The organism is Streptomyces sp. NPDC050548, from assembly GCF_044457385.1.
In the GTDB taxonomy this organism is placed as follows: Bacteria; Actinomycetota; Actinomycetes; order Streptomycetales; family Streptomycetaceae; genus Streptomyces.
The window spans coordinates 900,393-924,363 of sequence record NZ_JBITGV010000001.1; the positions used below are offsets into that span (position 1 = coordinate 900,393).

A 23,971-nucleotide genomic window follows, 5' to 3' on the forward strand; every position below is an offset into this window, starting at 1 on the left:
CGCCTGGTCGCCGCCGTCCAGACCTGCGGCACTGGCTGAGACCCCAGAGCCCGCGAACAGTCGTCATCGGCGTGTGTATGGCCGTCGGTGGGCTGGCCGGCGGGGTGCGTTCTGCGGTGGACGGAGGGGGTATCTGGACGGCCCTCGGCATCCTCTGTGTAGGGATTCTCGGGGTACTCATCGTCGTGAGCTACTTCGTCAACCATGCCGACCGCTGAGCGCAGACACCGAACCCCTTGGAGTCGATCACCTTAAGACTCCTTCCCTGTATGTCCGAGGAGCCGCGCGAGTCGCGTAGCGCTCTTCGGTCCTATCCGGGTGGGGAACTTGGCCGCTTGGCGCTCGACGGCCCGCACCCACTGTTCGTTGCGGTGTCTGGTCACCGGGGCGCCTCACGCTCTTCGCAGGCGACCTCACGGTTCATGGCGATGTCATCGGCGATTCCAGCGGTGATGAGTGCGGCACCGGGGGTGTGGCCGGAGCCGGCGTAGCGCCAGTGCCGATCGGTGATCGAATCGGGGATTTCGGTGTGGCCTACGTGGTGGGCGCGTTCGGCGCGGAGCGCTGCGTAGGTCGTGGAATAGGCGCGGGACTTGGTGAGGATGTGCCCTCGGTAGCCGAGGGTGTGTGTCCAGAGGCGGAAGTTCAGCGGCTCATACTCGGCAAGGCCTCCGAGACGCCAGCACGTGCGCATGAGGGTGCGGACGTGTTCGGTCACGGGTGCGGTGGCCAGTTCGTCCCAGCTGGTAACTCTGTGGTCGATGCCGGCTCCAGTCTCGCTGGCACCCTTGGTGACGTACTTCGCGACGTACGCGGCCACGGCGTCGTCGTCGGGTCCGTCGCCGTCAGCACGCAGCGGGCGAGCATCGACCTGGGCACCCCAGCGCAATGCCAGTTCACCCACGGCCGGGCTGTAGGGCATGCGGACCAGGACCCGCCGAACCGAGGCGCATACGGCATCGATCAACCGGTCGGCCGTTCCCCAGGCAGGAGGCTCGTCGTCAGGTCCGGCCAGGCCGTCGAGCCGAACGACGGCATGGACGTGAACGGCCGCCCGCTTCTGGTACTCGGCAACGCGGGCGAAGGACAGTCGGGCGTGCGCCGCGAAGCGGGACTGAACGATGCCGGCCGAGGAGGCCAGGCGGCGCCGTACGTCGATGACGAACCGGTCCCACAGCTTGGAGGCGTGCGCGTGCCACAACACGTGGCTGAGGTAGTCGTAGCAGTCGGCGCACAGCGGTTGGCCGACGATTGGCGCATCTGGGGCGTGGACGGCACCGCATCCGAGGGAGCGTCCGTGTTCGCAGGTGCCGCCGTCCCGGCGCGGTCGGCAGATCTCCCCGGCGCGGTGGACCGGCCCGAACGACGGGGCAGTCAGGGTGACGAAGAGCCGGGGCCGGTTGCGGATCGTGACGGGGATGTTCTTGCCGCCGAGGAGACCGGCGCGGACGAGGTGGTAGGTGTCGCCTGCGTAGAGGCGAGAGCAGGGGGCGCAGACGGTGGCGCGTCGGTTACGGCAGCGGACCAGGAGGCGTTCGCCGGGCTCGGTGCGCGTGTCGTAGTGCTGGAGGATCTCGCCGGTTGTGCCGTCGAGGGTGGTGGTCGAGCCGGAGAGGTGGACGGGGTGGGCGCAGCCGCCGGTTGCGGTGATCTGCTCCAGCCAGCGCGGGAATTGAGGGTCTTGAGCGATGCGTATTGCGTCGCGGTCTGCTTCGGGAAGCTGACGCAGGCGCGCCGCGCGGTCGAGGGCGGCGCGCCTGTCAGCCGGGGTGTACTCCGGGGTGATGGTGGTGACCTTCCGGGGTGGGCCGCCGAAGCGGCACGGTGGGTGGTTGGTGGCGCGTGGTGGGTCATGGGGGTCGCTCCCTTGCCTGGTTGGGGGTGGTGAGGGTGGGTCAGCGGATGGTTCCGGTGCCCCGGCAGACGCGGCAGCGGCGCAGTCGTCCGGTCCAGGTTCTGCGGGCTCCGTCGCCCTTGCAGAACGGGCACCTCACGCGAGACATGGGCATGGTGGTGGGTCCCTTCTGCTCAGGTGTGGGAGAAGCCGCTGATCAGCCAGATGACGAGGCCGTGGATGGTGAAGACCACCGGGGTCTGGCCGAGGTAGACGCCGAACAGGCCGACGCAGACCGCTTCCCAGGCGCGCACGTCGCGGGAGCGGACGAGGAGGACGGTGATGATCCCGAAGATCACCGCGAACGTGAACGCCGTACCCTGACTGATCACATCTCCGCTGGTCAATTGTCGTCTCCTTCCAGCGCCGCAAGGGCGCGGTCGAGGGTGGGCAGTTCAGGGGTCATGCCGGAGTACTTCCGTGCCGTCGACACGGCCTCTTCGGTCGGGGTGAGGTGGGAGCGGGCTCGGCTCCAGCCGCCGTCGGGGCCCGTGCACACGGCCACGCCGCGTTCCTCCGCTGTGATCGTCTGAGCGACGGCGACAGCGTCTTTGTTGAGGTCGCCGAGGGTCATTTCGGCTGTGCCGGGGTCGTTGACGCGGTGGCAGATCCGGCCGCCGAGTTGGGCGCGTAGGGCGGTGACGCCGGGGCCGAGGTCGGAGCCGACGCGTTGGCCGGCGACGACCAGGTGCAGGCCGAGCGCGGCCCCGAGCTGGCCCAGGCGCAGCAGAAGCGTGGAGCACTGCTCGGCCTCCGCCTTGCTCTCACGGGTGCCGTCGGACAGGTACAGTTCCGCGATCTCGTCGACGATCACGACGACCGGTGTGGGCCGCAGTTTCTCGGGCAGTTCCCAGGTGGAGCGCACGCCGGCCGACCGGCACACGCTCATGCGCTCCTGCATGTCGACCACCAGGGCGGAGAGCACGGCGACCGCTTCACGTCGGCAGGTGGCCAGCGCGCTCAACCGCCGGGTGAACAGGCCGAGTTCCATGCCGCCCTTGCAGTCGATGCCGACCAGGGCGACGGGCTGAACCGCAAGCTGTGTGATCAGCCGGGCCAGCAGGGTGGACTTGCCCGAGCGGGTGGCCCCGGCGATCAGCCAGTGCGGCACCAGTCTCAGGTTCATCACCCAGGCCCCGCCGGACTCCATCACGCCGATGAGCGCCGAGAGGAGTTCGGCCGGAGCGGTGGCTAAGCCGGGCCGCTGAAGCGGATCGGCAGCTGTCGCCGTGAGCAGCACCAGGCCACGTTCCGGCGAGGTGACCCGCACCGCGTGGACTCTCCACGCATGAACGAGTGCGTCGGCCGCCTTCATGTACGTCATCGGGGTCTGGCCCGCGTGCAGCCGTACCGTCACGGTCAGGCCCATGCGGGTGGCACGGGGAAAGGAGATCCGGGGCGTTATCGGGCGCAGCGGATCGCCCTTGACCACCAGGTCCCCGAGCAGGCCGCGCGGCGGACGGCGCGAGACGGCGAGGTCGTTGAGCATGGCCACCTTGCGCCAGGTCGCCAGGACCCGGCATACGGTCACCGGGTAGCCGGTCAGGTACCAGTGCCAGACCGGACGGTGCCGTCGTACCAGGTCGCCGACGACCAGCACCCAGGCCAGCACGGCGAGCGCGAAAGCGAGCAGAGTCGGCCCCATCACGCGTCACCGCCCTTGCCCTGCCCACCAGTTGAGTGAGCGGGCGTGATCGCGTCCGCGCGGAAGCTGACGCCGTGCCGGTCGCCCATCGACCACATGAACGCGGTCAATCCGGTGACCTTGACGATCTGGCCCGCTTCGAGGCCCTTGGGCTGTCCGCTCACGGCGATCTCGATGACGGAGATCCGACGCCCGTCCGGTCGTACGGTGACCGCGACGGAGTAGACCGGGTTGCCGTCCCGGTCCTTCTTCACCTCCTGCGTCTCGGAGTTGCTGAACTTCACTTCGGGCACGCCTGCGCACCGCAGTACGCCCAGCCGTACCGTGTCCACGGGAACGGACTGCATTTCTGTGGCCTCCCTGGCCAGTCGGAACGCCAGCTCTGATGCTGACGTCACTTGTCCTTACGAGTTACGACTATGGAGCTCTGTACGGCGAGAGTGCAAGTGCTTATGCTGACGAGTGATGTCGCGCGTGCGACGTGCCTATGTCCTCAACTCACCCGGAGATGCCGAGATGTCGGAGATCCAGCGGCCCGGAGCCCTCTACCAGCAGGTCGCTGCCGTGATGCGGGAAGCGATCCTGTCCGGCGAGTTCGCCCCGGACTCCCTCTTGCCGTCCGAAGCCCAGCTGATGGCCCGCTACGGCGTTTCGCGGCCCACCGTCCGCAACGCCATCTCGGCACTGCGCGCGGAAGGACTGATCGACGTCCGGCACGGCAAGGGCAGCTTCGTACGCTCCAGCGGAAACCCCGTCCTCACGGTCGAGCGCCGCATCAGCCGCACCACCGAGGGCAAGTTCGTGATGCCCAACGGTGACGTCTGGCAGGAGACCGAACAGCCCAGCACCTATCGCACCCACACCACCAAAGCCACCGGCCGGCTCCTCCAACTCGACGAGGAGGAAGCTCTGTTCGGCTGTGACCGCCTGCTGATCGACCCCGGCACCGGGACGCGCGCCATGCACCGCACGCTGATCCCGTTCGAGGTCGCCGAGGCCGTCCCGCTGCCCGGACAGGAGCCGTGCAAGCCCCCGGCAGCGATCTACTGGGTCCTCACCCAGGCCGGCCACAAGCTGACGTGGACCGAGACGGTACGAGCCCACATGCCGCTGCCCGACGAGCGCAACGCCCTCCAGCTCCCCGACGCGACCCCTGTCCTGCACGTGGCCCGCACCGCGCACGGCACCGATGACCGTCCCCTGGTCCTCGAAGAACTGCGCGTCGGTGCGGACCGTGCCGAACTCGCCTACCGGATCACCGCCGACAAGCAGCCCGCCCGACGCACCCGTACCTGACCTCAGACGGGTATCGGTCGAAACAGTCTTCACTTCCTCAAGGGCGCGCCTGCGGCGCGCCGGGGCGCCCGGCCGCCCCGGCCGGGCGTGCGGCGTGGCCGCCGGTCCCGTCCGGACGGCCGACGCCCCGCACCGCAGCACACCGGAGAAAGCGGCGCGTCGAACGGCCGCCGTAGGCAGGGGTGTTGGGGGCCGGGGGTCGCCGGGTGCCGAGACTTTAGGCAGCTCCCATGGGGCGAGCCTCGAAGAACAGGGGGCCGATCGGGCTAAACACGGGCAGGCTCCAAGAGACTGCCCGATCCGCCGGCGAGCGTAAGGCCCCCTGTTCACTCGCCCCATGGCAGCTACCGCCCAAAGTCTCGACACCCGACGACGTACCCACGTACCGCGCTCACCAGCGAAAAGGCACCTCATCGCGCACCGCCGTCGGTGTCCGCGAGCGCCTCCAGGAGATCGGCGAGCCGATTCACGGCACCGGGCCACCCCGCCAGGCGGACCACACCACCACCATCCTGGTTCGTTGAGGCCACAGCCCGAACGGTGGAGAGTTCGATGCCCGCGCCCAGGAGCGCCCGGTTCAGTCGGTCGGCAGCCTCGCGCGCCTCGCGCCATCCCGCGATGTAGTCGACGCCGGCCACCCAGAAACCGAAGTCCGAGCCCGCCACGTCCAGACCGCCGTTCGGCCAGTCCTCACCGGAGCCAGTCACCTTGCCCACCTCTGCCCTGATCTAGGTAACGGATCGTCAACTTCTTTTGGGCCAGGGCCAGAACGCAGCACGGCGGCCCCGGTACCATCAGGCACCGGGAACCGCCGTGTTCCCAGCCGGGCCACCCGTTCGCTTACCAGGGCAGTGGGTGGCCCGGCCTATATGGGGGATGTGAAGCGCGGCCCCTCATTCGGGAGGGGAGCCTCCCGAATGTGCGAGAGACCGCGCCCCTTTGGTTGGCCGGAGTGGTCAAACTCCGGCCGGTAACCGGATCGCCGCCCGCTCCCGATCGCGAGGGAGCAAACAGGGGCGTTGGTCCGGCGCTTGTCAGGCCGAGTGCTCAGCCCACAGCCGGTCGAGGTCGAGGCGACACCACACGGTCTTGCCGCCCTTCACGCCGGGCGACCACCACACCGCATCAGCCAGCCGCTGAACGATCAACAGCCCGCGCCCTCGCTCCGGCAACAGGGCCTCTGAGAAGTCCCCCGCCAGCTCCGGTGAGATCCACTCACCAGCCGCCAGCTCAGGTGGATCCGAGTCCTCATCCGAGACACCGATGACCAGTACCTCGGGCACCGTCATGAGCGATACGTCGATCCTCCGCGAAGCGCCGGGCGTGGCCAGGGCGTCATCCGGCACCGCGTGGTGCACTACGTTGCCGACCAGCTCCGACACGATGAGCTGAGCGTCGACAACCGCGTGCTCCAACCCCCAGGTTCGGAGGTAGGAGCCCACCGTGTCGCGCGCAGCCTTGGCGCAGCCGGAGTCCTCTGCGTAGAGAGTGAGCGCCCGGAAGAGACCGTTGGACGGGTCGTGCACGGACCGGCGTGGAGCACCCTCCGCCGAAGCGTTCACCGGGTGTCTGCTGTGTCGCACTTCCACCGCGTTCCCTCCCGCGCGCCGATGGGCCCGTAGCCCGCTGATCTGTGTCGACCAGTGAACGGCGCGGGAGACTCTGTCGGCAGTGTTCACCTGGGGGTTCATGTGAACACCGGCAAATGCAAAGGGGGTTCAGGAATGAACCCCCAGGGTGAGGCTGCTGTGACACGATGAATACTCGCCGTCATTCTCGGGTTGGCAGGGGAGCATGAGCCGAGAGCCAAACGCGCAGTTGATCGCGGTCATGGACGAGGCCAAGGTCTCGAACAAAGGCCTTGCGAAGCGCATGACAGACGAGGGCGCCCAACGTGGCATGACCCTGGGAACGACGCACGTCGCCGTGAAGCGCTGGCGAGAAGGCGCAGGCATCAGGCCCGAGACAGCGGCACTCATGGCAGACGTTCTCTCGAACAAGCTCCGCCGACGCATCACCCCGGGCGATCTCGGCTTCTTCGACCACACCAAGTCGACGGCCCCCGAGCCTGTCGGCTACCCGAGCACCGTTCCCGACGTCCTGTCCGTGCTCGACGGACTCACCCACGAGCACGCCGACGCTCCCGCTTCGAGCCCACTGGCCGTCGCGGACGCCGACCTCAACTCCGCCGTCCTGTCATGGATGATCGCGCGTCCCGACGGCATCCAGACCGACAGACCCGATCACCGACGCATCGGCATGCGCGACGTCCGCGCGATCAAAGAGGCAGCCGGCCTGTTCATGCAACTCGACTTCAAGTACGGCGGAGGCCACGGCCACAAAGCATTGCGCCACTACTTCCGCGAAGACGTGTTGCCTCTGCTGAACGCGAGTTACAGCGAGAAGGTCGGCACCTCGTTATTCGGCGCAGCAGCCGAGATCTCCCAGTTGCTCGCGTGGACCGCGTACGACGTCGGCAACCACCGACTCGCCCACCGCTACCTGACCTCAACACTGCGCCTGTCCCAGGTCGTCGACGACCGCATGTTCGGCGCCCGCATCCTCGGCAACCTCAGCCACCAGGCCAACTATCTGGGGAACCACACCCAGGCCATTCAGCTGGCCCGCGCCGCAGTCGAGAGCGCCAAGGGACGGGCCACCCCACGCGCCATGTCGAACTACTCGGCCATGGAAGCCCGTGCCCTGTCCAACGCGAACGACGGGATCGCAGCAGCCCGCGCGATGAAGGAGGCCGAGCGCCACTTCGAACGCGCCCACACAGCCGAAGACCCGGCATGGCTCGGCTACTTCGACGAAGCGGAACTCATGGGCGAACTCTGCCACTGCTTCCGCGACCTCAAAATGCGCCGAGACGCCGTCGCCCAGGCCCAGCGCGCCGTGGACAGCACCGACCCCAAGTACGCCCGAACCCTGGGCTTCTGCCGCATGGTGCTCGCCCAAAGCCAGCTGCTCAACGGCGAGTTGGAAGCCGCCGTCACCACCGCGAGCCTCGCAGTCGACGGCGGCGACTCCCTCCAGTCCAACCGCTTCCAGCGCTACGTGACCGACTTCCAGAACGAAGTCAGCGTGCACGCGGCGAACCCCACGGTGGCCGCCTTCAACGAGAGGGTGCGTGACGCGCTCAATCGCCTAGACGAGGACGACGAGTAGCCGCTACCAGGGCTGCCAGTCCCGAGGCCCATCGTCGTCACGCAGACCAGCAATACGCCGGCGGTACTCGGCCGCGGTCTCCTCATCCTCCTGAACGTTCTGCATGAGCCAGGTCGTCATCCCGAACTCTTGGATGCCCCGCAGCGTCTCGTAGCCCGGCCAGTCGTACAGGTCCCGCCCGTAGGAAGCCACGAAGTCGGCGTACTGCTCGTCGGTCTGCCACCCCAGGCTGTAGTGCTCCACGGCTGTAACCATGAGATCCCACTCAGGATGGTCGTAGCAGAACATCTCAAAGTCGATCAGAATCACGTGGCCCTGGTCGTCCACCATGAGGTTCTGCACGTGGGCATCCCCATGGACCGGCCCCTTGGGCGTCTCGAACCGCAACTCGGCGTACTTGTCATGCAGTTCGCGCCAGCGCTTCCGCAAGAAGACCTTGTCATCGGCCGGGATCACCGCCCGATCAAGCCGCAACGCCTGCTTGTCGAAGGGATCATACGACGGCAGCACGAGACCATCAGGCAGATTCAAGGAGTGCAACTCCCGCAGGATCCCGCCCAGCTCCCCGTACTTCGCCTTGCGGTCCCCTTCAACGATCAAGTACCAGAAGGTCACCGGGTGGCCAGCGATCAGGAGAGGCTGCTCCAAGTCCTCAACGATCCGCGCCGCCGGGAATCCTTCCCCCGCAAGCCACTGCGACACGGCCACCTCGGTTCGAGCTTTGGGCAACCACTCTTCACCCCGCGCAACCCGCACGATCACCGGCACAGAGGCCAGCCGAAACAGCGCGTTCTCCCCGAGACGGATCAACTCCGCGCCTCTGTCGTCGAGCCCCGCAGCCTGGCACGCGGCGACCATCACCCGCGTAGCCCTCGCCGACGTGAACCCCTCTTCCGTGCGAGCAGCGTCAACCGCCATGCCCGTACCAGCTCCCCTAGTCGCACGCGATCAACCAGCGCACGCTCACGGGTGACCAACCCAACGCGCACCAGACACACTTCGACGGTACAGACTGACATGCCCTCAGCACGAGGGGGGCGGGGGCGAACTAGCGCCTATCGACTTTTGCGGCTGGTTGCTTCTGTGGCATCTCAGAACGAAATAGATCCTCAACCAGGGGGCGACGAAGGGACAGGCAGGCGCGAAGAAGCCTAGAGGGCAAAAGCCTCCTCAGTAGAGCACGCGGCAATACGATTCTTTGCACAGAAGTTACCCGAAAGGGGATCTGGGTGAGATTTACAAGGTCCACATACAGCGCCCGCCTAGTCATCGGGATCTGTCCAATACCCATCAGACTGGTGGCAAATAACTGACCGAGCAACAGGAAAGGGATTTGGCTAGCCCACCCATTCAGGAAATCGCTAAACCTCCAGTTCCCGATGAGCAAAGCGGCCGCCAGGGGCGGGATAACGGGAATCGAAAACCAAATATACTGGAATCTCAGGCTTACCGACCCCGGCGCGGGAACCTCAGACACCGTTACAACGGTAGGAAATTTCGAGAAATCACCTCCCCGATTCACCAGCGCCACAGAATAGCTCAAGCAATGCAAATACAACGATGGATAAAAAGCACGCCAGAAAACAGAATCACTACGAAACCAGCGTAGCCGACGCTCCAGGAGGGAAACTCTTTCTTTCAGAAAATCAATGGACTCTTCTCTGTCGCAGTCAAGAGCAACGGACTTGTTCTGGAGACTCGCCTCAGCCAAAATTAGAAAGATTTCATCGGATGGCGAGGAATCCGCTTTAAGTTCCTCAAGGATGTGGGCCCTGAAAGGCGGGTAGGGCATGTTATTGAGAACAATTTGAGGCTGTTCCGTGACAAGATCCAATCCTGTTGACCTGGCCAATCGCATGGCCGCGGATGCGTCAACGGCTGCATAACTACTGAAGAGCTGAATCAAACGCTGGCGATCGTCACCGACCAAGTCTTTAAAGAGGACTTCAAGCGTGTTCCCTTTCTGTCTGCCATAACTGGTCGCCCATTCTTCCTCGTCTTTCAGGACAACATTAAAGAGATGAAGTCTCCTAAGCCATTCATCGTCCCATTTGTTCGAGGGTGTGCGGCGCAAGAATTCCGATTCAGCACGAGTGTATCGATCCCAGACTTCCTGGTCATATAGCTGAGTCTCAAGGAAGCATCTGCCAATTATGAGATTCTCGCTAATAGCAGCGATCTCTTTGATCGCGTCGGGCCGCCGAGCACGAGTCAGCAGCGCGAGAGCAAATGGAATAACCTCTCCTAAACGAGCGATCGCATAGGAATCAGCATTTCGCGAGAAAGAGTTATGAACCGAGATAAGCTCCTGCCAACCCTCCTCTCTGCCTTCAGCCGCCTCCTTGGCAGCGAAAAACTCGCAGAAGGTAAGATGAATGAACCTATAGGTCTCCCCTGTGCGTTCCTCCGAGATTAAGCCAGTCTCCTTGGCTAGTTCTCTGAACCTCCTCTCGGCTTCGCCAGAATCACATCCGTAGACTTCGGATACCAGTTCAACGGCACGCGTCCAATCAAGAGAGTTTGCCGCCTGGGTTGAGTCCAGTAGATGTTCAAAAGCGAGCGGCCCGAAGATGGACTCCCTTTGCTCACGCAGGAGACTTCTTGCGGGAATCTCCAACTGCCTGCTTCTCCGTGCAACCAGAAGCTCCTCCACTACTTTTGAGTAGAAAGAAGTTCTAGTATCGATAGCAACGTCGTTTCCGCCATGTTGATCATGACTTACATACATTCCAAGAACGAGCGGATTACTACACATCTCCCTGAGCGTTGGCCGATCCGTGAGGTCGTTGTATACCCTAAGGATTTCAAGACGCTTTTCCCCGACATAGTGGGGCCAACGCGACAGGAAGGTGTAAATATCTTCCGGGGTGAATGGTTGGACGTGAAAAACAAGAGGAAACTCAGACTCCAGGTGATCACTTACTTGCGTGTGAAATTGCGAGCGCATTGTAAGGATAATTGAATTGTTGGGGCTTTTGACTGCCAGGGCCCGACTAAGGGCACGGAGCATCTCGGCGACGCGCAGATAGTCGCTGCTTGCGACCTCATCAAGGCCGTCGAGAATAAGGAATATCCCCTTGCCAGTCAAGTAGGAGTCAAAGAGTTGCGGCATGTCGAACCCATGAACAGCGGATACCCGCTCCTCAAAGTATTTAATGGCCCAATTTACTCGGGATCTTTCAGTGGAAGCGCTCTTTGGGGGTGAGAAGCGCTTCAGTTCGACTAAGATAGGAAGACGATGTCCTGACTTAAATTTTGCAGCGTCTCGGCATGCATCGCGAAACATCTTCTTTGCCAGAGATGATTTTCCAGACCCAGGATCTCCAATGACCCGGACTCGTGGGATATTTTGCATTTTACGCACATCGTCAGAATAGACATGCTCTTCGGCTGCGTTCTGAAGCTTGAGCGAGACGAAAGCTTTATCGGCCTCCAGGGAAACTTGGTCTCGCCCCGGTACGATCAGATATCGGTATCGCGGATCACTCAACCCGGCTCTGCAATACTTACGCAGACTGACTCTCATTGCCAAGGAGCTACGGAATGACTTTCCCAGGTGAAAGAAAAGCGCTTCCAATGCGATTTGTGTATTCTGTTTCAGGAACTTACCGAGTCGGCGAAGCGCAAAATACAATACCGGCGCTACGACAAGAGATATAATTGCGGTACCCGGATCAAAATTCATGCATCGCCCCCCAAAGCGTTAGGTACTAGATACAGCAGGAGCGCGCCCTCGCACCGCAGGGTTATCATATCGTTACAGTTTGTAACAATGGCCTTAGCTTTACGACCCCACCTCGCCCAGTCTCCTGGCCTTATTGCTGCATGAGTGGCACTTGACCGACGTGGCGTTGCCGGGCAACTTGCTCTACCCACCTGCGATGACCAGGCGGTATCCGTAGTCCATGCTCTGCTGACCCAGCAGGTCGGCGTGGCGGCGGTGCCAGGTGCCGGAGGCGAGGTCGGCGCGGAGACGGGCGACCGCCGGCTCTACGACGGAGGGCGGCAGCTGGGCGAAAGTGGAGCTGGCCTGCCGGATGACCGGGTCGAGGTAGCACTCCGGTCGGCGCCAGTGGGCACACTGGAAGCCGTCGGTGAAGTCGTGCGGGATGGGAAAGGGCGTCACCGCGCGCGCGTCGAGCGCGTCGGCGACCTCGGTCACAGAGGTGAACCGGGCATGGTCCATCTCACGGATCTCCGGCAGATACTCCTCAAGCAGCCACAACTCCGGCTGGTGCGTCGGATCCCAGGTGAAGACAACCTGCCTGCGGGCGACGCGGCGCAGTTCGCGAAGTCCCCGGTGCAGGTCAGGCCAGTGATGGATGGTCAGGATGGCCATGGCCGCATCGAAGGAGCTGTCCGCGAACGGCAGGGCTTCGGCTCCGGCCTTCACCTTCTTCGTCCCAGGGTGTTGGTCGAGCATGACCTGAGAGGGATCAACGGCTGTCACGTCGGTGTCCTCCGGCTCATAAGAACCGGTGCCGGCGCCGACATTGACGACGGTGTGGACACCTCCCAGCGCTTGGCCGATCAAAGCATGCAGTCGGGGGTCAGGCCGTCGGATGTCGCTGTACCCGATGCCGATGCGGTCGTACGTGGCCGACGGACGGTCGGCAGCGGCAGTCTCCATGGGCCAAGTCCAGCAGGTCGCGCCCCTTGCCACCACCCCACCTCTTGCTCTGGCAGACGCCGCCTGGTCGGCGACCGACTGGTATGACGGGCTCACAAACGCGCACTCGGACCTGCGGCCTGGGGCCGGGTTCAGCAGCCCTGAGCAGCGAAGTTATTACCGCATGAGTAAGACTCGACCGACGCGTCACCCGGCGCGGCGACGGACATGCGGGTCGCGGAGTGGGCGATCAGCCGATGTAGTAGCCCTCGATGTCCGCGACCACGTTCACGGTGCCGCTGCTGTTGTAGATGTCGATCGACCCGTCGGAACCGACCGGGACCAGGGCCAGGTTGGCGCGGGTGGCGCCGGTGGCGAGGTTCACGGTGGAGCTGCCCGGCAGGGTTGATCCGTCGGCGTAGGCCGAGAGCCAGGTGCTCGTGGTGGGCTTGACGCCGGTCAGGTTCACCAGCACCGCCTTCACTCCGGTCGGGACGCCGCCGTGCCCCGCCACCTTGACGCTGAGCTTGGACTTGGCGCCGAGTGTGCCCTGGGCCGCGCCGGTGCCGTTGCGGGTGTCCAGCACCCGGGTCGGCGAGATCGGGAAGTAGGGCGAGCCCGGGGCGCCCGGGGACGTCGTCGGATCGGAGACGACATAGCCTTCGACGTCGGCGATCAGATCGACGTTGCCCGTGCGGTTGTAGAACTGGACCTGCCCGTTGCTGACCGGCGCGACGACCAGGTTGGCGCTGGTCTGTCCGGCAGCGAAGTCCAGTAGGGAAGTGGTGGGGACATCGCCGGAGTTCGACTCCAGGGCGACCCAACTGGAAGCGGTGGCATTGGTCTCGGTGACGTTGAGCAGAACGGCGGAGGCGTTGCTGGCGCCGCTGGCCGGCAGGGTGAGCGTGACCAGTCCGCCCGGTCCGGCTTTGCCCTTGGCGGTGCCGGTCCCCGTGCGGGTGTCCAGCACCCGGGTCGGGCCGCTCGCCTGGACAAAGCCCGTCCCGCCCGAGGTGGCCGCGGTGGTGCTGTAGTAGCCCTCGACGTCACCCACCAGGTCGATGCTGCCCGCGTTGTTGTAGAGGTCGAGGTAGCCGTCGGGGGCGACCGGCACGGTGACCAGGTTCGGCGTGACCTGGGCGGGGCCGAGGTTCAGGTTGGAGGCGGTCGGCCGAGTGGTGCCGTCGGGGTAGGCGGTGATCACGGTGCCGGCGGAGGCGTTGACGCCGGTCAGGTTGAGGGCGACCGCGGTGACCCCGGTGGCGGGGATGCCGTTGACGCCCGCGACCTTGAGTCGCAGCACCGCGCCCGGGCCCACCTTCGCCTTGGCGGCGCCGGTGCCGTTGCGGGTGTCCAGGATCCGGGTCGGCCCGAAGGGTACGAGTGCGCTGCCGACAGTGACCTGCCGGGTGGTCGTGGCGGTGTTCCCGCCGTCGTCCTTGACGGTCAGGGTGGCGGTGTAGGTGCCGGGCTTGGCGTAGGTGTGACCACCGAAGCCGCTGGTGCCGAGGTCCGCGGCCGGGGTGCCGTCTCCGTAGTCGACCCCGTAGTCGGCGATGCTCCAGTCGTCGGTGGTCCCGGAGGCGTCCGCCCGGACAGTGAGACTGCTGGACGAACGGGCCTGTCCGAGCGACAGGACGGGCACCAGCGGAGCTTCGGCGGCGACGGTGACGTAGGCCTTCTTGCTGCCGGCGACAGAGGTCCCGGCGGCCGTGGTGGCGGTGACCGTGACGGTGTAGGAGCCGATCGCACTGTAGGCGTGGGCGACGCTGGGGGTGGCGGACACCACCGGGGTGCTGCCGTCCCCGAAGTCGAAGGTGTAGCTGGTGATCCCGGTCTTCCAGGTGTTGGTCTCGTCCGCCGTGACCGTCTCGGACAGCGGGGCCGGACCCTTGGTGACGGAGACGGCCGCCGCCACCTGGTAGGGGTCCTGGTATTCGACCGCGCCACGGTCGTAGTAGCCGGCGCCGGTGCCGGTATCGGCCACGAGGGGGTCGTCCACGCGGGGCTTGCCGTTGAAGTCGGTGCTGAGTTCGTCCGGTGCGGCGGCGTCGGCGGAGTCGATGAGCGGGGTGACGTTCAGGCTGTTCGCGCCGGAGGCCACCGCGACGTACAGCTCATGCTTGCCCTGGCCGGTCGCAGCCTGCAGATCGGCGGCGGTGGCATAGGTCTGGCCGCCCCAGCTGTAGAGCGCGCCGCCGGATTCGGACTCGAAGACGTTGTAGTCATAGGTGGTCGCGCCGGTCGATCCGGAGGACACCACCACCGGCGTACTGGTGCCGTAGGTCGCGCAGCCGCCCGGGGCTCCGAGGAAGAAGGCGTTGTTCTCGACCGTCGACCCGGAGGAGGCACCGGTGAGCGATACCGCGGTGTTGCAACCACCGTTGTCGGTGAAGGTGTTGCCGACCACGACCGTGCCGGGCACACCTGCCACGTTCAGGGGCGTGTTCTTCATGTAGGCGAACTTGTTGCCGGTGATGACGATCCCGGAGCCCCCCGCCGTGACGTCCACGGCGTCCTCGCTCACTCCTGTGTCCAACTGGTCCCGGCTCAGCGTGACCGCGCTGCTCTGCCCGTCGATGCCCACCAGCGGAGGGGAATCGGCGCCCATGAGATGGTCCCCGTCCAGCGTGACGTCGTCGGACCCCTCGACCGCCACGCCCGAGGCCTGAGATCTCGCCACGATGACGAAGCCGTGCACGGCCACGTCGTGCACGTGGTCGAAGGTGAGCGCCGAGCCGGGGCCCGACTGGGGCGCGACGATCTGGCTGAGTACCTTGCTCGTGCTGGTGGTGATGGTGACGGGAGCACTCGCGGTACCCGAGGTCTTCACATCGAGCGGTCCGTAGTTCCCGTTGACCACCATGACCGTGTCACCCGGGCGCGCGGTGTCGACGGCGGTCTGCAGCGAGCAGTAGGGCTGGGCCTGCGTGCCCGCGTCGGCTGCGCTGTCGGAGCAGTTCGACGTCGAGGTGTTGTTCACGTACAGCGTGCCGCCATCCGCGCGGGCGGCGGACGGAATCAGCGCCAGGCCCGCGCCGACGAGGCCGACTACGACCGTGAAGGCCCCGATCGAACGTGGCAGCACTGTTCCCCCAGTTTTCACATGATGTTCCTGGCAATCCTGTCTGGTCACCGAGGGGTTGACCAGGTTCCGAAAGTATGGAGATCACCAAGACGTCGGTCTGTATGCACGGGTGCTCGGCACGGTGGCCCGGTTCAGGCGTGACCGCTACCAGCAGCGAGAATCCACGCATCACAACGACAAAGTCGAGGGAGAACCCGTGACCAGACCGACCCAGCGTCACGCCACAGCCCTGTACGCAATATCCGCGACCTGTGCAGCCATAGGCGCGTTGCTGTGGGTACGCAGCCAGACCGGCACGCTGCTGTGGGTACGCAGCCAGACCGGCACGCTCCCCACTCTGCACTCCTCTTCCTACGGATCCTTCCTGGCAGCCGATGCCTACACGTCGTCGGACTGGCGGGTGTGGTCACCGGCAGTGCACGAAGAACGCCTTGGTCTGTATCTCATCGCGGCCGGGCTGGTGCTGGCGGTGGTGACGCGCCTGTTCTCTCTTCGGCGTCACTGAGCAGGTCTCAACCAATGGATCAGGAGCGAGTAGTTGAAGCGTTTCGTCTGGAGGCGACGCAGCTCGCACAGGCGATGACCGGGGTCTCGGCGGCCGAGTGGCGTCTACCGACGCGGTGTGCACCGTGGAAAGTGGGCGACTTGCTGGCTCATGTCCGGGTGGTGATTGCCTGGCTGCCGGGCATGCTGGCCGCGCCGGCGCCGACCCGTGCCGAGGTCTCCGCAACGGAGTACTACCGGCCCGACGACCGTTTCACCCCGGACACCAACGCGGCTCGGATCGCTCTGGCCCAAGATCATGCGGCCGGACAGCTCAGTGGTGCCGCGCTCGTTGACGACTTCAACGCCACTTGGCAACAGGTGGACCGGCTGTGCCGGGCCGAACCCGAGGGGCGTGTGGTGCGCACCCGGCACGGCGACCCCATGCTCCTGTCGGAGTTCCTGCTGACGCGCGTGGTCGAGGTCGCCGTGCACGGCCTGGACCTGGCCGACGCCCTGGGACGCGAGCCGTGGCTGACTCCCGAGGCCGCAGATCTGGTGCAGGGGCTTCTGCTCGGCCCGGACGGAACGGCGGCGCTGGAGCATCTGGGTTGGGGTCAGCTGCGCTTCCTGCGCAAGGCGACAGGACGCGAGCCGATCACCAAGGACGAAGCACTGGACGTCAACCGCCTGGGCATCCAATGGCTCACGCTGGGGTGAGGTCGTCGCCAACTGACGCCGGAGAAACGGTGGGTGTCCATTGGGCTCTCACGGCGCAGGACGAGGCCGGGGCAGAGGGAATCGCCTCATCAAGCCACCTGGACAGCGAAGTTATTACCGCACGAGTAGGACTTGACCGACGACTCGCGCAGGGCGGCGATGGGGGCGAGTTCCGCGCGGGTCTGGGCCCAGAGCACGAGTCCGTACGCCAGCACGGACAGGGCGGCGCCGAGGAAGCCCACGGCGGCGAACGGGCGTAGCTCGGAGAGGAGTTGACCGCGTCGGAGGGAGAAGGCGTAGGCCGGGATCATCCAACCCTCCGCCGCCATCAGCCAGGCGATGTAGCCGAGTGACGATCCCGAGGCGCGTACACCGAGTCCGTCCACGACGGTGTACGCGGCGATCGACAGCCCCGTCGCCAACGCGGCACCGATCGCTGCCCAGTTGGGGCGCCGTCCGCGCATCCCCCACAGGGCGACACCGGTCAGTCCTGTGCACGAGAGCGCGATGCCGGCCGCCGCCCAGCCGTCGGGCACCTCGTGCGCGAAGACGGCGGCGAAGACCGTGACGACGAGGGGTGCGGTGCCTCGCGCGATCGGATAGGCCTGACCGAAGTCCCCGAGCCGGAACGACTTCATCAGGAGGAGTGTGTAGGCGAGATGAATGAGGGCGGAGGTCGCGAGGTATGGCCACGCGGCGGCCTTCGGGAAGGCCGTGAACGGCACGAGGGCCAGTCCGATGACCGTTCCGCCGCCCGTGATGAGTGTGAAGCCGAGAAGCTTGTCGGTGATCTGGTGCGCGAGGGCGTTCCAGCAGGCGTGGGTGACGGCGGCGAGCAGGACGGCAGCTGCGACCAGTGGGGTCACGGGGTCTGCTCGCGCACGTCCACCAAGATGGCGCCGGCGTACGCGACAAGTTCCTTCGGTTCCATGGGAAACACGGCGTGCGGATTGCCTGCGGCGGCCCACACGACGTCGTGCGCGAGCAGTGAACGGTCGGCGAGTACGCGAGTTTTCGTACGGTGTCCGAAGGGCGGCACGCCTCCGATGGCGTAGCCGGTCGTCTCGCGTACGACGTCTGCCTTGGCCCGGGTGACCTTGTCGGCGCCGAGTTCCTCACGGACCCGGTCCAGGTCCACTCGTGATGCTCCGTCCATCAGCACCAGTACCGGTACGCCGTCCGCCGCGAAGATCAGGGACTTGCAGATCTCACTCAGCTCGCAGCCGATCGCCGCCGCGGCCTCTGCGGCGGTGCGGGTCGCGTCCGGGAAGCGGCGGATGCTGGTGAGGAGGTTGCCTAGACCCAACTCCCGCAAGGCTTCGGCGAAACGGGGGTTGGCGCCGGAGTCCTGGGTGTTTTCGCTGCCGTTCGTGGTCATGTACTGCACGCTAGCGGGGGGTGCACTGGGCCTGCGACTGAGTTCTTGCCGTGGGGCCACTCGCTTCTTTGCCAGTGTCGGGCTGGAGCGGACCGAGTAAAGGGCGCTCCGCGTCGGCTCAGCGGCCAACCCTGAGTGGGCGGACCCGAGGGCGAGGGGGGTGGGGTAGGGGTCCCAAAAAAGTGTGTCAGTTTCCACCCAAAGTGACACACTTTTTGGGGACCACTACGCGCTCCCCGCAGCGTCTTCCCGTCTCGACGCGCAACCCGTTCGTCGGCTGACGGATGCTCGGGGGCAACCTTCTGGTGATTTGGCGTGTCCACGTTGTGTGCTGACGATACGTAGAACATGGCGGACAGCGGCTGCTGCCGCTTTCGCGACCGCCGCTTTCGCGGTCGCGATCCCGGCCGCGCATGCCGCCGGAACGACGCTCGTCCTGGACGCCCAGGAGAACTACTACCTCCCCACCACGGGAGAGGGTCCGAACCTGGGCCTCGGCATCACCGCCTCGGGCGGGGACGCCCATGACGTCTCGGTCGTGGTCGACGCGTCGTCGCTCGCCGGGAAGGCGACGATGGTGGTCACGGGGGACTGCGTGAGCACCGGCACCCTGAAGGTGCGGTGCGACGTGGGTCCGTTGTCGGGGAAGGAGTCGATCGACCCGTTCTTCCTGAAGCCCACCTCGGCCGCCAAGGCGGGCGACACCGGTGCCATCACCTACACCGCCACCGCCTCCGACGCGACCACCGTGACGGGGAAGACGGACGTCCTGGTCGGCGGGCCGAAGCTCGTCTCGCGGTCCTACCCGGCGCTGAAGGGCATCGCGCCCGGCGGTGTCTTCGAGCGCACCCCGGCCTTCGCCAACACCGGCACAGCCCCTGCCGACAAGGGCGTCATGCTGATGGTGCAGGACTCGGAAGGCGTCTCTCTCGCCCGTGACCACTCCAACTGCCACTACTCGGAACGGCCCGACGTCGGCGCCTGGTGCCGGTTCGACACCCCGGTCGCGGCCGGCGCGGCCTACGAGACGGACGTACCGCTGCGCTACACCGCCTCCAAGGACACGATGTACGGCTACAACACCTACATCGCGTGGCCGGCCGGCGGCACCGCGCCCGACTCCTTCGACCCGTCCGACTTCCCCGCGACCGGCACCGGCGCGCCGCTCGGCCTGAAGTCCGTCGCCTCCGGCTCCGGATTCACCGGCTCCGGGTACGGCACCTTCGCCACCACCCAGCACGCCGACTACCAGGCGCTCGGTGACACGGTCGAGGGCAAGGTCGGCAAGACGGTGAGCATCACCCTCGGCGTGCGGAACAACGGGCCGGGCTGGATGAACTTCCGGTGGATGGACGCCGAGAATTCCGGCACGTTCGTGGTGACCCCGCCCGCCGGCACCACCATCACCGGCATCCCCGCCCCCGGCGAACAGGGCGACCCCGGACCGCTGTGGAACTGCACACCGCGCAAGGCCGGCGCGAAGAGCTACACCTGCGACATCAGCAGCACGGACTTCAAGCCGGGCGACTCCGTGACCCAGGAGTTCACGGTGCGGATCGACCGGGTCGTCCCCGGCGCGCGGGGCAGCGTGCGGGCGGTGGAGAACGCCGAGTACCCCAATCGTGACGACGACGCGTCGAACGACACCGCGGCGATCACGGTGAAGGCGACCGGCTCGGCGACGTCCAGCCCGTCGCCCACCGCCTCCGCGTCCTCGTCGGCCACGGCCACCGCCACCGCGAGCCCGTCCGGCTCCGGGGCGGGAACCAGCGGCGGGACGACGACCGGCGGCGGGCTCGCGGCCACGGGCGCGGACGGAGTCCTGCTGCGCGCGGGCATCGCCGCCCTGCTGGTGACGGGCGGCACGCTGGTGTTCCTGGCGGCGCGGAGGTCCCGGCTGTCCGCCGGGAAACGTATGTGACGAACTCGCCCTGGGCCGGGGTCAGGTGGTGAGGGTGACGTCCTTCGTCGTCTCGACTCCGGCCGTGCGGCCGGGGCCTGTGTGGTACTTCCAGTAGAGGTTCGTGTGGGCGATGACCTGCTCCGGCGGCGGTGCGCCCCACTGGCTGAGGTCGCTCGTGGTGTGGGCGTCGCCGACGAGTGTCACGTCGTAGCCGCGCGTGAACGCGCTGTGGAGCGTGGAGCGGATGCACGCGTCAGTGGACGCGCCCGCCACGACCAGGCGTCCGACCCGGGCGGCGGCCAGTACCTCCTCCAGGGTGGTGTCGTCGAAGGAGTCCGGGTAGAGCTTGTGGAGCTGGGGTTCCTGGTCGCCGGGGCTCAGTTCGGGGACGAACTGCCAGCCCTCGCTGCCCTTCGGCACGTTCTCGTCGGAGTGCTGGACCCAGATGACGGGGATGTCTTCCTCGCGTGCCCGGTCGGTGAGGGCGGCGATGTTGGCGACGACCGCGTCACGGTCGTACGCGTCGGCCACGACGGCGACCTGGACGTCGATCAGCAGAAGTGCGGTGCGGGGACGTTCCGCGAGTGTGGTCATGCTCAACACGCTAGCCCGGCCCACTGACATCGGGCCGGTCCGGACCGTGCTGTCACCGACGCGATCTGCCGCGCCACCCGAACTCGGTGGCGCGGCAGATCAGTTGTCCGGGGCCTCAGTGCCTCGCGGCAGCCGCCTCAGGCCCGGACCAACTCCCGGTCCTCGTCGGGATCCGAGTCCTTGGAGTCGAGGTCGCGCAGGCCTTCGCCCTCGACGTCGACGTTGGGCAGTGCCCGGTTCAGCCACTTCGGCAGCCACCAGGCCTTGTTGCCCAGCAGGGCGAGGACGGCGGGGACGATCGCCATGCGGACGACGAACGCGTCGAAGAAGACGGCGATCGCGAGGCCGAAGCCGATCATCTTGATCATGGATTCGCTGGAGCTGATGAAGCCGGAGAACACGGCGATCATGATGACGGCCGCCGCCGTCACGACCCGGGCGCTGTGCCGGAAGCCGGTGACGATCGCCTGGCTCGGCTTCTCGCCGTGGACGTGGGCCTCGCGTATCCGGGTCACGAGGAACACCTCGTAGTCCATGGCCAGTCCGAAGACCACGCCGACCATGAAGATCGGCATCATCGACATCACGGGGCCGGTCTCCTCGACGCCCAGCAGGCCGGACAGCCAGCCCCACTGGAAGACCGCGACGACCGCGCCGAGCGCCGCCATGACGGAGAGCAGGAAGCCGAGCGCCGCCTTCAGCGGGACCAGGATCGAGCGGAAGACCACGATGAGCAACAAGAACGCCAGGCCCACCACCAGGATCAGGTACGGGATCAGGGCGTCGTTCAGCTTCTGCGAGACGTCGATGTTCATCGCTGTGGTGCCGGTGACCAGGACCGTGGAGTCGGTGTCCGTCCTGATCTGCGTGCCCGCGTCCCGGATGCCGTGGACGAGGTCCTCGGTCGTGACGGACGACGGCTTGGAGTCCGGAACGACGGTGATCGTCGCGGTGTCGCCGTCCTTGTTGAAGGCCGCCGGGGTGACGGTGGCGACGTCCTTCAGGGACTTGATCTTGTCGGTGACCGTGGTGACGTCGGCCTTGGGGGTCTTGCTGTCCTTCGCGTCGACCACGACCATCAGCGGGCCGTTGAAGCCGGGGCCGAAGCCGTCGGACAGCAGGTCGTAGGCCCGGCGCTGGGTGGTGGAGGTGGGCTGCGAACCGTCGTCGCCGAGGCCCAGTTCGAGGGAGGCAGCGGGGATCGCCGCCGCCCCGAGTCCGATCACGCCCAGGAGCAGCACGGCCAGGGGGCGTCGTACGACGAAGCTCGCCCAGCGGGTGCCCATGTTCGGGCGGGACGCCTTCTGTGCGGAGGTGGCGCGTCCGCCGCCCAGGAGCTTGCTCTTCTGGCCGGTCGGCTTGATCTTCCGGCCCGCGTAGCCGAGCAGGGCCGGGATCATGGTGAGTGCGATGAGGACCGCGATCGCGACCGTGCCGGCCGCCGCCACGCCCATCTTCGTCAGCATGGGGATGTTGACCACGGAGAGGCCGACGAGTGCGATCACGACCGTCAGGCCCGCGAAGACGACCGCCGAGCCCGCCGTGCCGACGGCCCGTCCGGCCGCGTCCTCGCGGTCACGGCCCTCGGCCAGTTCGGCGCGGTAGCGGGAGACGATGAACAGGGCGTAGTCGATGCCGACCGCGAGGCCGATCATCATCGCCAGGGTGGAGGTGGTGGTGCCCAGGTCGAGGGCGCCGGCCAGGGCCGTGATCGTCGAGACGCCGATGCCTACCCCGATCAGGGCGGTGAGCAGCGGGAATCCGGCCGCGAGCAGCGAGCCGAAGGTGATGACCAGGACCACCGCCGCCACCGCGATGCCGATGATCTCCGTGGAGCCCGTCTCGGGGGTCGCGGTGAGCGCGTCACCGCCGACCTCCACGGTCAGTCCCGCGTCGCGTGCCTGTTGCGCGGTCTCCTTCAGGGCGTCCTTGGAGGCGTCCTTCAGCTCCATGCCGGAGACCTTGTACTTCACGGACGCGTAGGCGATCGTGCCGTCCTTGCTGACGGCCTTGCCCTTGAAGGGGTCGGCGACCGAGACGACCTCGGAACCGTCGCCGAGGTCCTTGACGGTCTTCTCGATCGTGGCCTTGTTGGCACCGGAGTCCAGCTTCTCGCCGGCCGGGGCCTTGAAGACGACCCGGGCGGTGGCGCCGTCGGCGCTCATCCCGGGGAAGCGCTGTTCCAGCAGGTCGAAGGCCTTCTGGGCCTCGGTGCCCGGCACGGAGAAGGAGGTGGATCCGGCTGCGGGCGCGCTGGCCGCGCCGACTCCGGCGAGGGTCAGCAGCGCTATCCAGAGGAGGGCGACGTAGTGCCGTCGCCTGAAGGCGAGACGGCCGACTTTGTAGAGGAACGTGGCCACGAGGGCGTACTCCCGGTCAGGTCGTGGGGTTCTTCGGGGCAGGGGTGACCGGCCGGTTGGGGACACGGCTGATCGGCCCGACGACGTGAGCGGTTACGTCAGGTGGGCGTGCTGTGGGTCTTTCAGGCGGTGGGTGCGCCGAGCGCGGGGAGCACGACGGCGTCGATGTACGAGGTCAGATAGGCCTTGGTCGGCGGCAGGTCCTCGATCACCGTGCGGGTGGCGAAGGCGCCGATCATCATGTGCACCACGAACTTCAGCGCGGGGCAGTCCGCACGGATCTCACCCCGGTCGACGGCGCGCTGCATGACGATGCGGAACTCTTCCATCTCCGGTTCGACGAGCAGTTCCCGGAAGGCCTGCAGCAGGTCCGGGTTGTTGTGCGTCGCCATGGCCAGACCCCGCATCAGCGCGGAGTTCTGCTCGATCCGGCAGTCGTCCTCGCGGGCCACCATGGCGTGCATGTCGCCCCGGAGCGTTCCGGTGTCGACGTCGGTGGGCCGGCCCGGCTTGTTGTGCCGCACCGCTTTGGCCACCAGCTCGGCCTTGCCGCCCCACTGGCGGTAGAGGGTCGCCTTGCTGGAGCGGGTGCGGGCGGCGACGGCGTCCATGGTGAGGGCGTCGTAGCCGACTTCACGGAGCAGGTCGAGCACGGCCGCATACAGCTCGGCCTCGCGCTCGGGTGTGATGCGACTGCGACGCGCCGTTGCGACTTCAGTCATGCGACTCACCTTCCAGCTCCGAACGACACGGTTTCGTACATGACGAATGTAGCGCACCCCTCTACGAAACGAAACCGTTTCGTACGTGTGCTGGGTCACCCACGGAGT

20 protein-coding genes are annotated in these 23,971 nt (G+C 66.4%); 5 read left to right on the plus strand and 15 right to left on the minus strand.

The genetic code is table 11. The features are described from left to right. Positions 1-379: 379 nt before the first annotated feature. The 4 genes from ACIBJH_RS04220 to ACIBJH_RS04235 all read right to left on the minus strand — a co-directional run bounded on the left by ACIBJH_RS04220 (position 380) and on the right by ACIBJH_RS04235 (position 3,886). Positions 380-1,786, minus strand: coding sequence for a replication initiator (locus ACIBJH_RS04220; protein WP_399115598.1), 1,407 nt, complete (start codon positions 1,784-1,786; stop codon positions 380-382). Between the two features lie 242 nt (positions 1,787-2,028). Continuing rightward, a complete protein-coding gene (locus tag ACIBJH_RS04225) occupies positions 2,029-2,226 on the minus strand; it encodes a hypothetical protein (protein ID WP_399115599.1) in 198 nt (65 codons plus the stop codon). An 11-nt stretch (positions 2,227-2,237) separates the two neighbouring features. After that, positions 2,238-3,539: an FtsK/SpoIIIE domain-containing protein gene (locus tag ACIBJH_RS04230; RefSeq protein ID WP_399115279.1), complete on the minus strand. Its 1,302-nt coding sequence runs from the start codon at positions 3,537-3,539 to the stop codon at positions 2,238-2,240. Continuing rightward, on the minus strand, positions 3,539-3,886 hold the full coding sequence (locus tag ACIBJH_RS04235; protein WP_399115280.1) for a hypothetical protein: 348 nt from the start codon (positions 3,884-3,886) through the stop codon (positions 3,539-3,541). Before ACIBJH_RS04235 ends, ACIBJH_RS04230 begins: the two co-directional genes overlap by 1 nt. A gap of 169 nt (positions 3,887-4,055) precedes the next feature. Between ACIBJH_RS04235 and ACIBJH_RS04240 the strand changes: the two genes are divergently transcribed. Next, on the plus strand, positions 4,056-4,835 hold the full coding sequence (locus ACIBJH_RS04240; RefSeq protein ID WP_399115600.1) for a GntR family transcriptional regulator: 780 nt from the start codon (positions 4,056-4,058) through the stop codon (positions 4,833-4,835). A 410-nt stretch (positions 4,836-5,245) separates the two neighbouring features. On the opposite strand, the gene ACIBJH_RS04245 is transcribed toward ACIBJH_RS04240, so the two are convergent. Both ACIBJH_RS04245 and ACIBJH_RS04250 read right to left on the minus strand, forming a co-directional pair. Next, positions 5,246-5,542 (minus strand): hypothetical protein, encoded by a 297-nt coding sequence (locus tag ACIBJH_RS04245; RefSeq protein WP_399115281.1) that lies wholly within the window; start codon positions 5,540-5,542, stop codon positions 5,246-5,248. A 327-nt stretch (positions 5,543-5,869) separates the two neighbouring features. Further along, complete coding sequence (locus ACIBJH_RS04250) at positions 5,870-6,361, minus strand: ATP-binding protein (RefSeq protein ID WP_399115282.1); 492 nt, start codon at positions 6,359-6,361, stop codon at positions 5,870-5,872. Positions 6,362-6,629: 268 nt separating this feature from the next. Between ACIBJH_RS04250 and ACIBJH_RS04255 the strand changes: the two genes are divergently transcribed. After that, positions 6,630-8,006 (plus strand): sporulation protein, encoded by a 1,377-nt coding sequence (locus tag ACIBJH_RS04255; protein WP_399115283.1) that lies wholly within the window; start codon positions 6,630-6,632, stop codon positions 8,004-8,006. 3 nt (positions 8,007-8,009) lie between these two features. Here ACIBJH_RS04255 and ACIBJH_RS04260 read toward each other — a convergent pair whose 3' ends face one another. From ACIBJH_RS04260 to ACIBJH_RS04275, 4 genes are all read right to left on the minus strand, one after another. Continuing rightward, positions 8,010-8,924: an aminoglycoside phosphotransferase family protein gene (locus ACIBJH_RS04260; protein ID WP_399115284.1), complete on the minus strand. Its 915-nt coding sequence runs from the start codon at positions 8,922-8,924 to the stop codon at positions 8,010-8,012. 130 nt (positions 8,925-9,054) lie between these two features. Then, complete coding sequence (locus ACIBJH_RS04265; protein ID WP_399115285.1) at positions 9,055-11,691, minus strand: NACHT domain-containing protein; 2,637 nt, start codon at positions 11,689-11,691, stop codon at positions 9,055-9,057. Between the two features lie 183 nt (positions 11,692-11,874). Next, on the minus strand, positions 11,875-12,636 hold the full coding sequence (locus ACIBJH_RS04270; RefSeq protein WP_399115286.1) for a class I SAM-dependent methyltransferase: 762 nt from the start codon (positions 12,634-12,636) through the stop codon (positions 11,875-11,877). Between the two features lie 229 nt (positions 12,637-12,865). Then, positions 12,866-15,703: a beta strand repeat-containing protein gene (locus ACIBJH_RS04275; protein ID WP_399115287.1), complete on the minus strand. Its 2,838-nt coding sequence runs from the start codon at positions 15,701-15,703 to the stop codon at positions 12,866-12,868. A 196-nt stretch (positions 15,704-15,899) separates the two neighbouring features. Between ACIBJH_RS04275 and ACIBJH_RS04280 the strand changes: the two genes are divergently transcribed. Both ACIBJH_RS04280 and ACIBJH_RS04285 read left to right on the plus strand, forming a co-directional pair. Then, entirely contained in the window at positions 15,900-16,208 is a 309-nt protein-coding gene (locus tag ACIBJH_RS04280) for a hypothetical protein (protein WP_399115288.1), read from the plus strand. A gap of 14 nt (positions 16,209-16,222) precedes the next feature. After that, complete coding sequence (locus ACIBJH_RS04285) at positions 16,223-16,906, plus strand: maleylpyruvate isomerase family mycothiol-dependent enzyme (protein ID WP_399115289.1); 684 nt, start codon at positions 16,223-16,225, stop codon at positions 16,904-16,906. Positions 16,907-16,995: 89 nt separating this feature from the next. Here the strand turns inward: ACIBJH_RS04285 and ACIBJH_RS04290 are convergent, their stop codons facing one another. After that, positions 16,996-17,772, minus strand: coding sequence for an EamA family transporter (locus ACIBJH_RS04290; RefSeq protein WP_399115290.1), 777 nt, complete (start codon positions 17,770-17,772; stop codon positions 16,996-16,998). Further along, the gene (locus ACIBJH_RS04295; RefSeq protein ID WP_399115291.1) at positions 17,769-18,284 is read right to left on the minus strand and encodes a YbaK/EbsC family protein; all 516 of its coding nucleotides are present in this window, start codon (positions 18,282-18,284) and stop codon (positions 17,769-17,771) included. Before ACIBJH_RS04295 ends, ACIBJH_RS04290 begins: the two co-directional genes overlap by 4 nt. A 328-nt stretch (positions 18,285-18,612) precedes the next feature. Between ACIBJH_RS04295 and ACIBJH_RS04300 the strand changes: the two genes are divergently transcribed. Continuing rightward, complete coding sequence (locus ACIBJH_RS04300) at positions 18,613-20,205, plus strand: hypothetical protein (RefSeq protein WP_399115292.1); 1,593 nt, start codon at positions 18,613-18,615, stop codon at positions 20,203-20,205. A 21-nt stretch (positions 20,206-20,226) separates the two neighbouring features. Here the strand turns inward: ACIBJH_RS04300 and ACIBJH_RS04305 are convergent, their stop codons facing one another. The 3 genes from ACIBJH_RS04305 to ACIBJH_RS04315 all read right to left on the minus strand — a co-directional run bounded on the left by ACIBJH_RS04305 (position 20,227) and on the right by ACIBJH_RS04315 (position 23,863). Then, positions 20,227-20,781: an isochorismatase family protein gene (locus ACIBJH_RS04305; protein ID WP_399115293.1), complete on the minus strand. Its 555-nt coding sequence runs from the start codon at positions 20,779-20,781 to the stop codon at positions 20,227-20,229. Positions 20,782-20,918: 137 nt separating this feature from the next. Further along, positions 20,919-23,141: an MMPL family transporter gene (locus ACIBJH_RS04310; protein WP_399115294.1), complete on the minus strand. Its 2,223-nt coding sequence runs from the start codon at positions 23,139-23,141 to the stop codon at positions 20,919-20,921. A 122-nt stretch (positions 23,142-23,263) separates the two neighbouring features. Beyond that, positions 23,264-23,863: a TetR/AcrR family transcriptional regulator gene (locus tag ACIBJH_RS04315; protein WP_399115295.1), complete on the minus strand. Its 600-nt coding sequence runs from the start codon at positions 23,861-23,863 to the stop codon at positions 23,264-23,266. Positions 23,864-23,971: the final 108 nt, after the last annotated feature.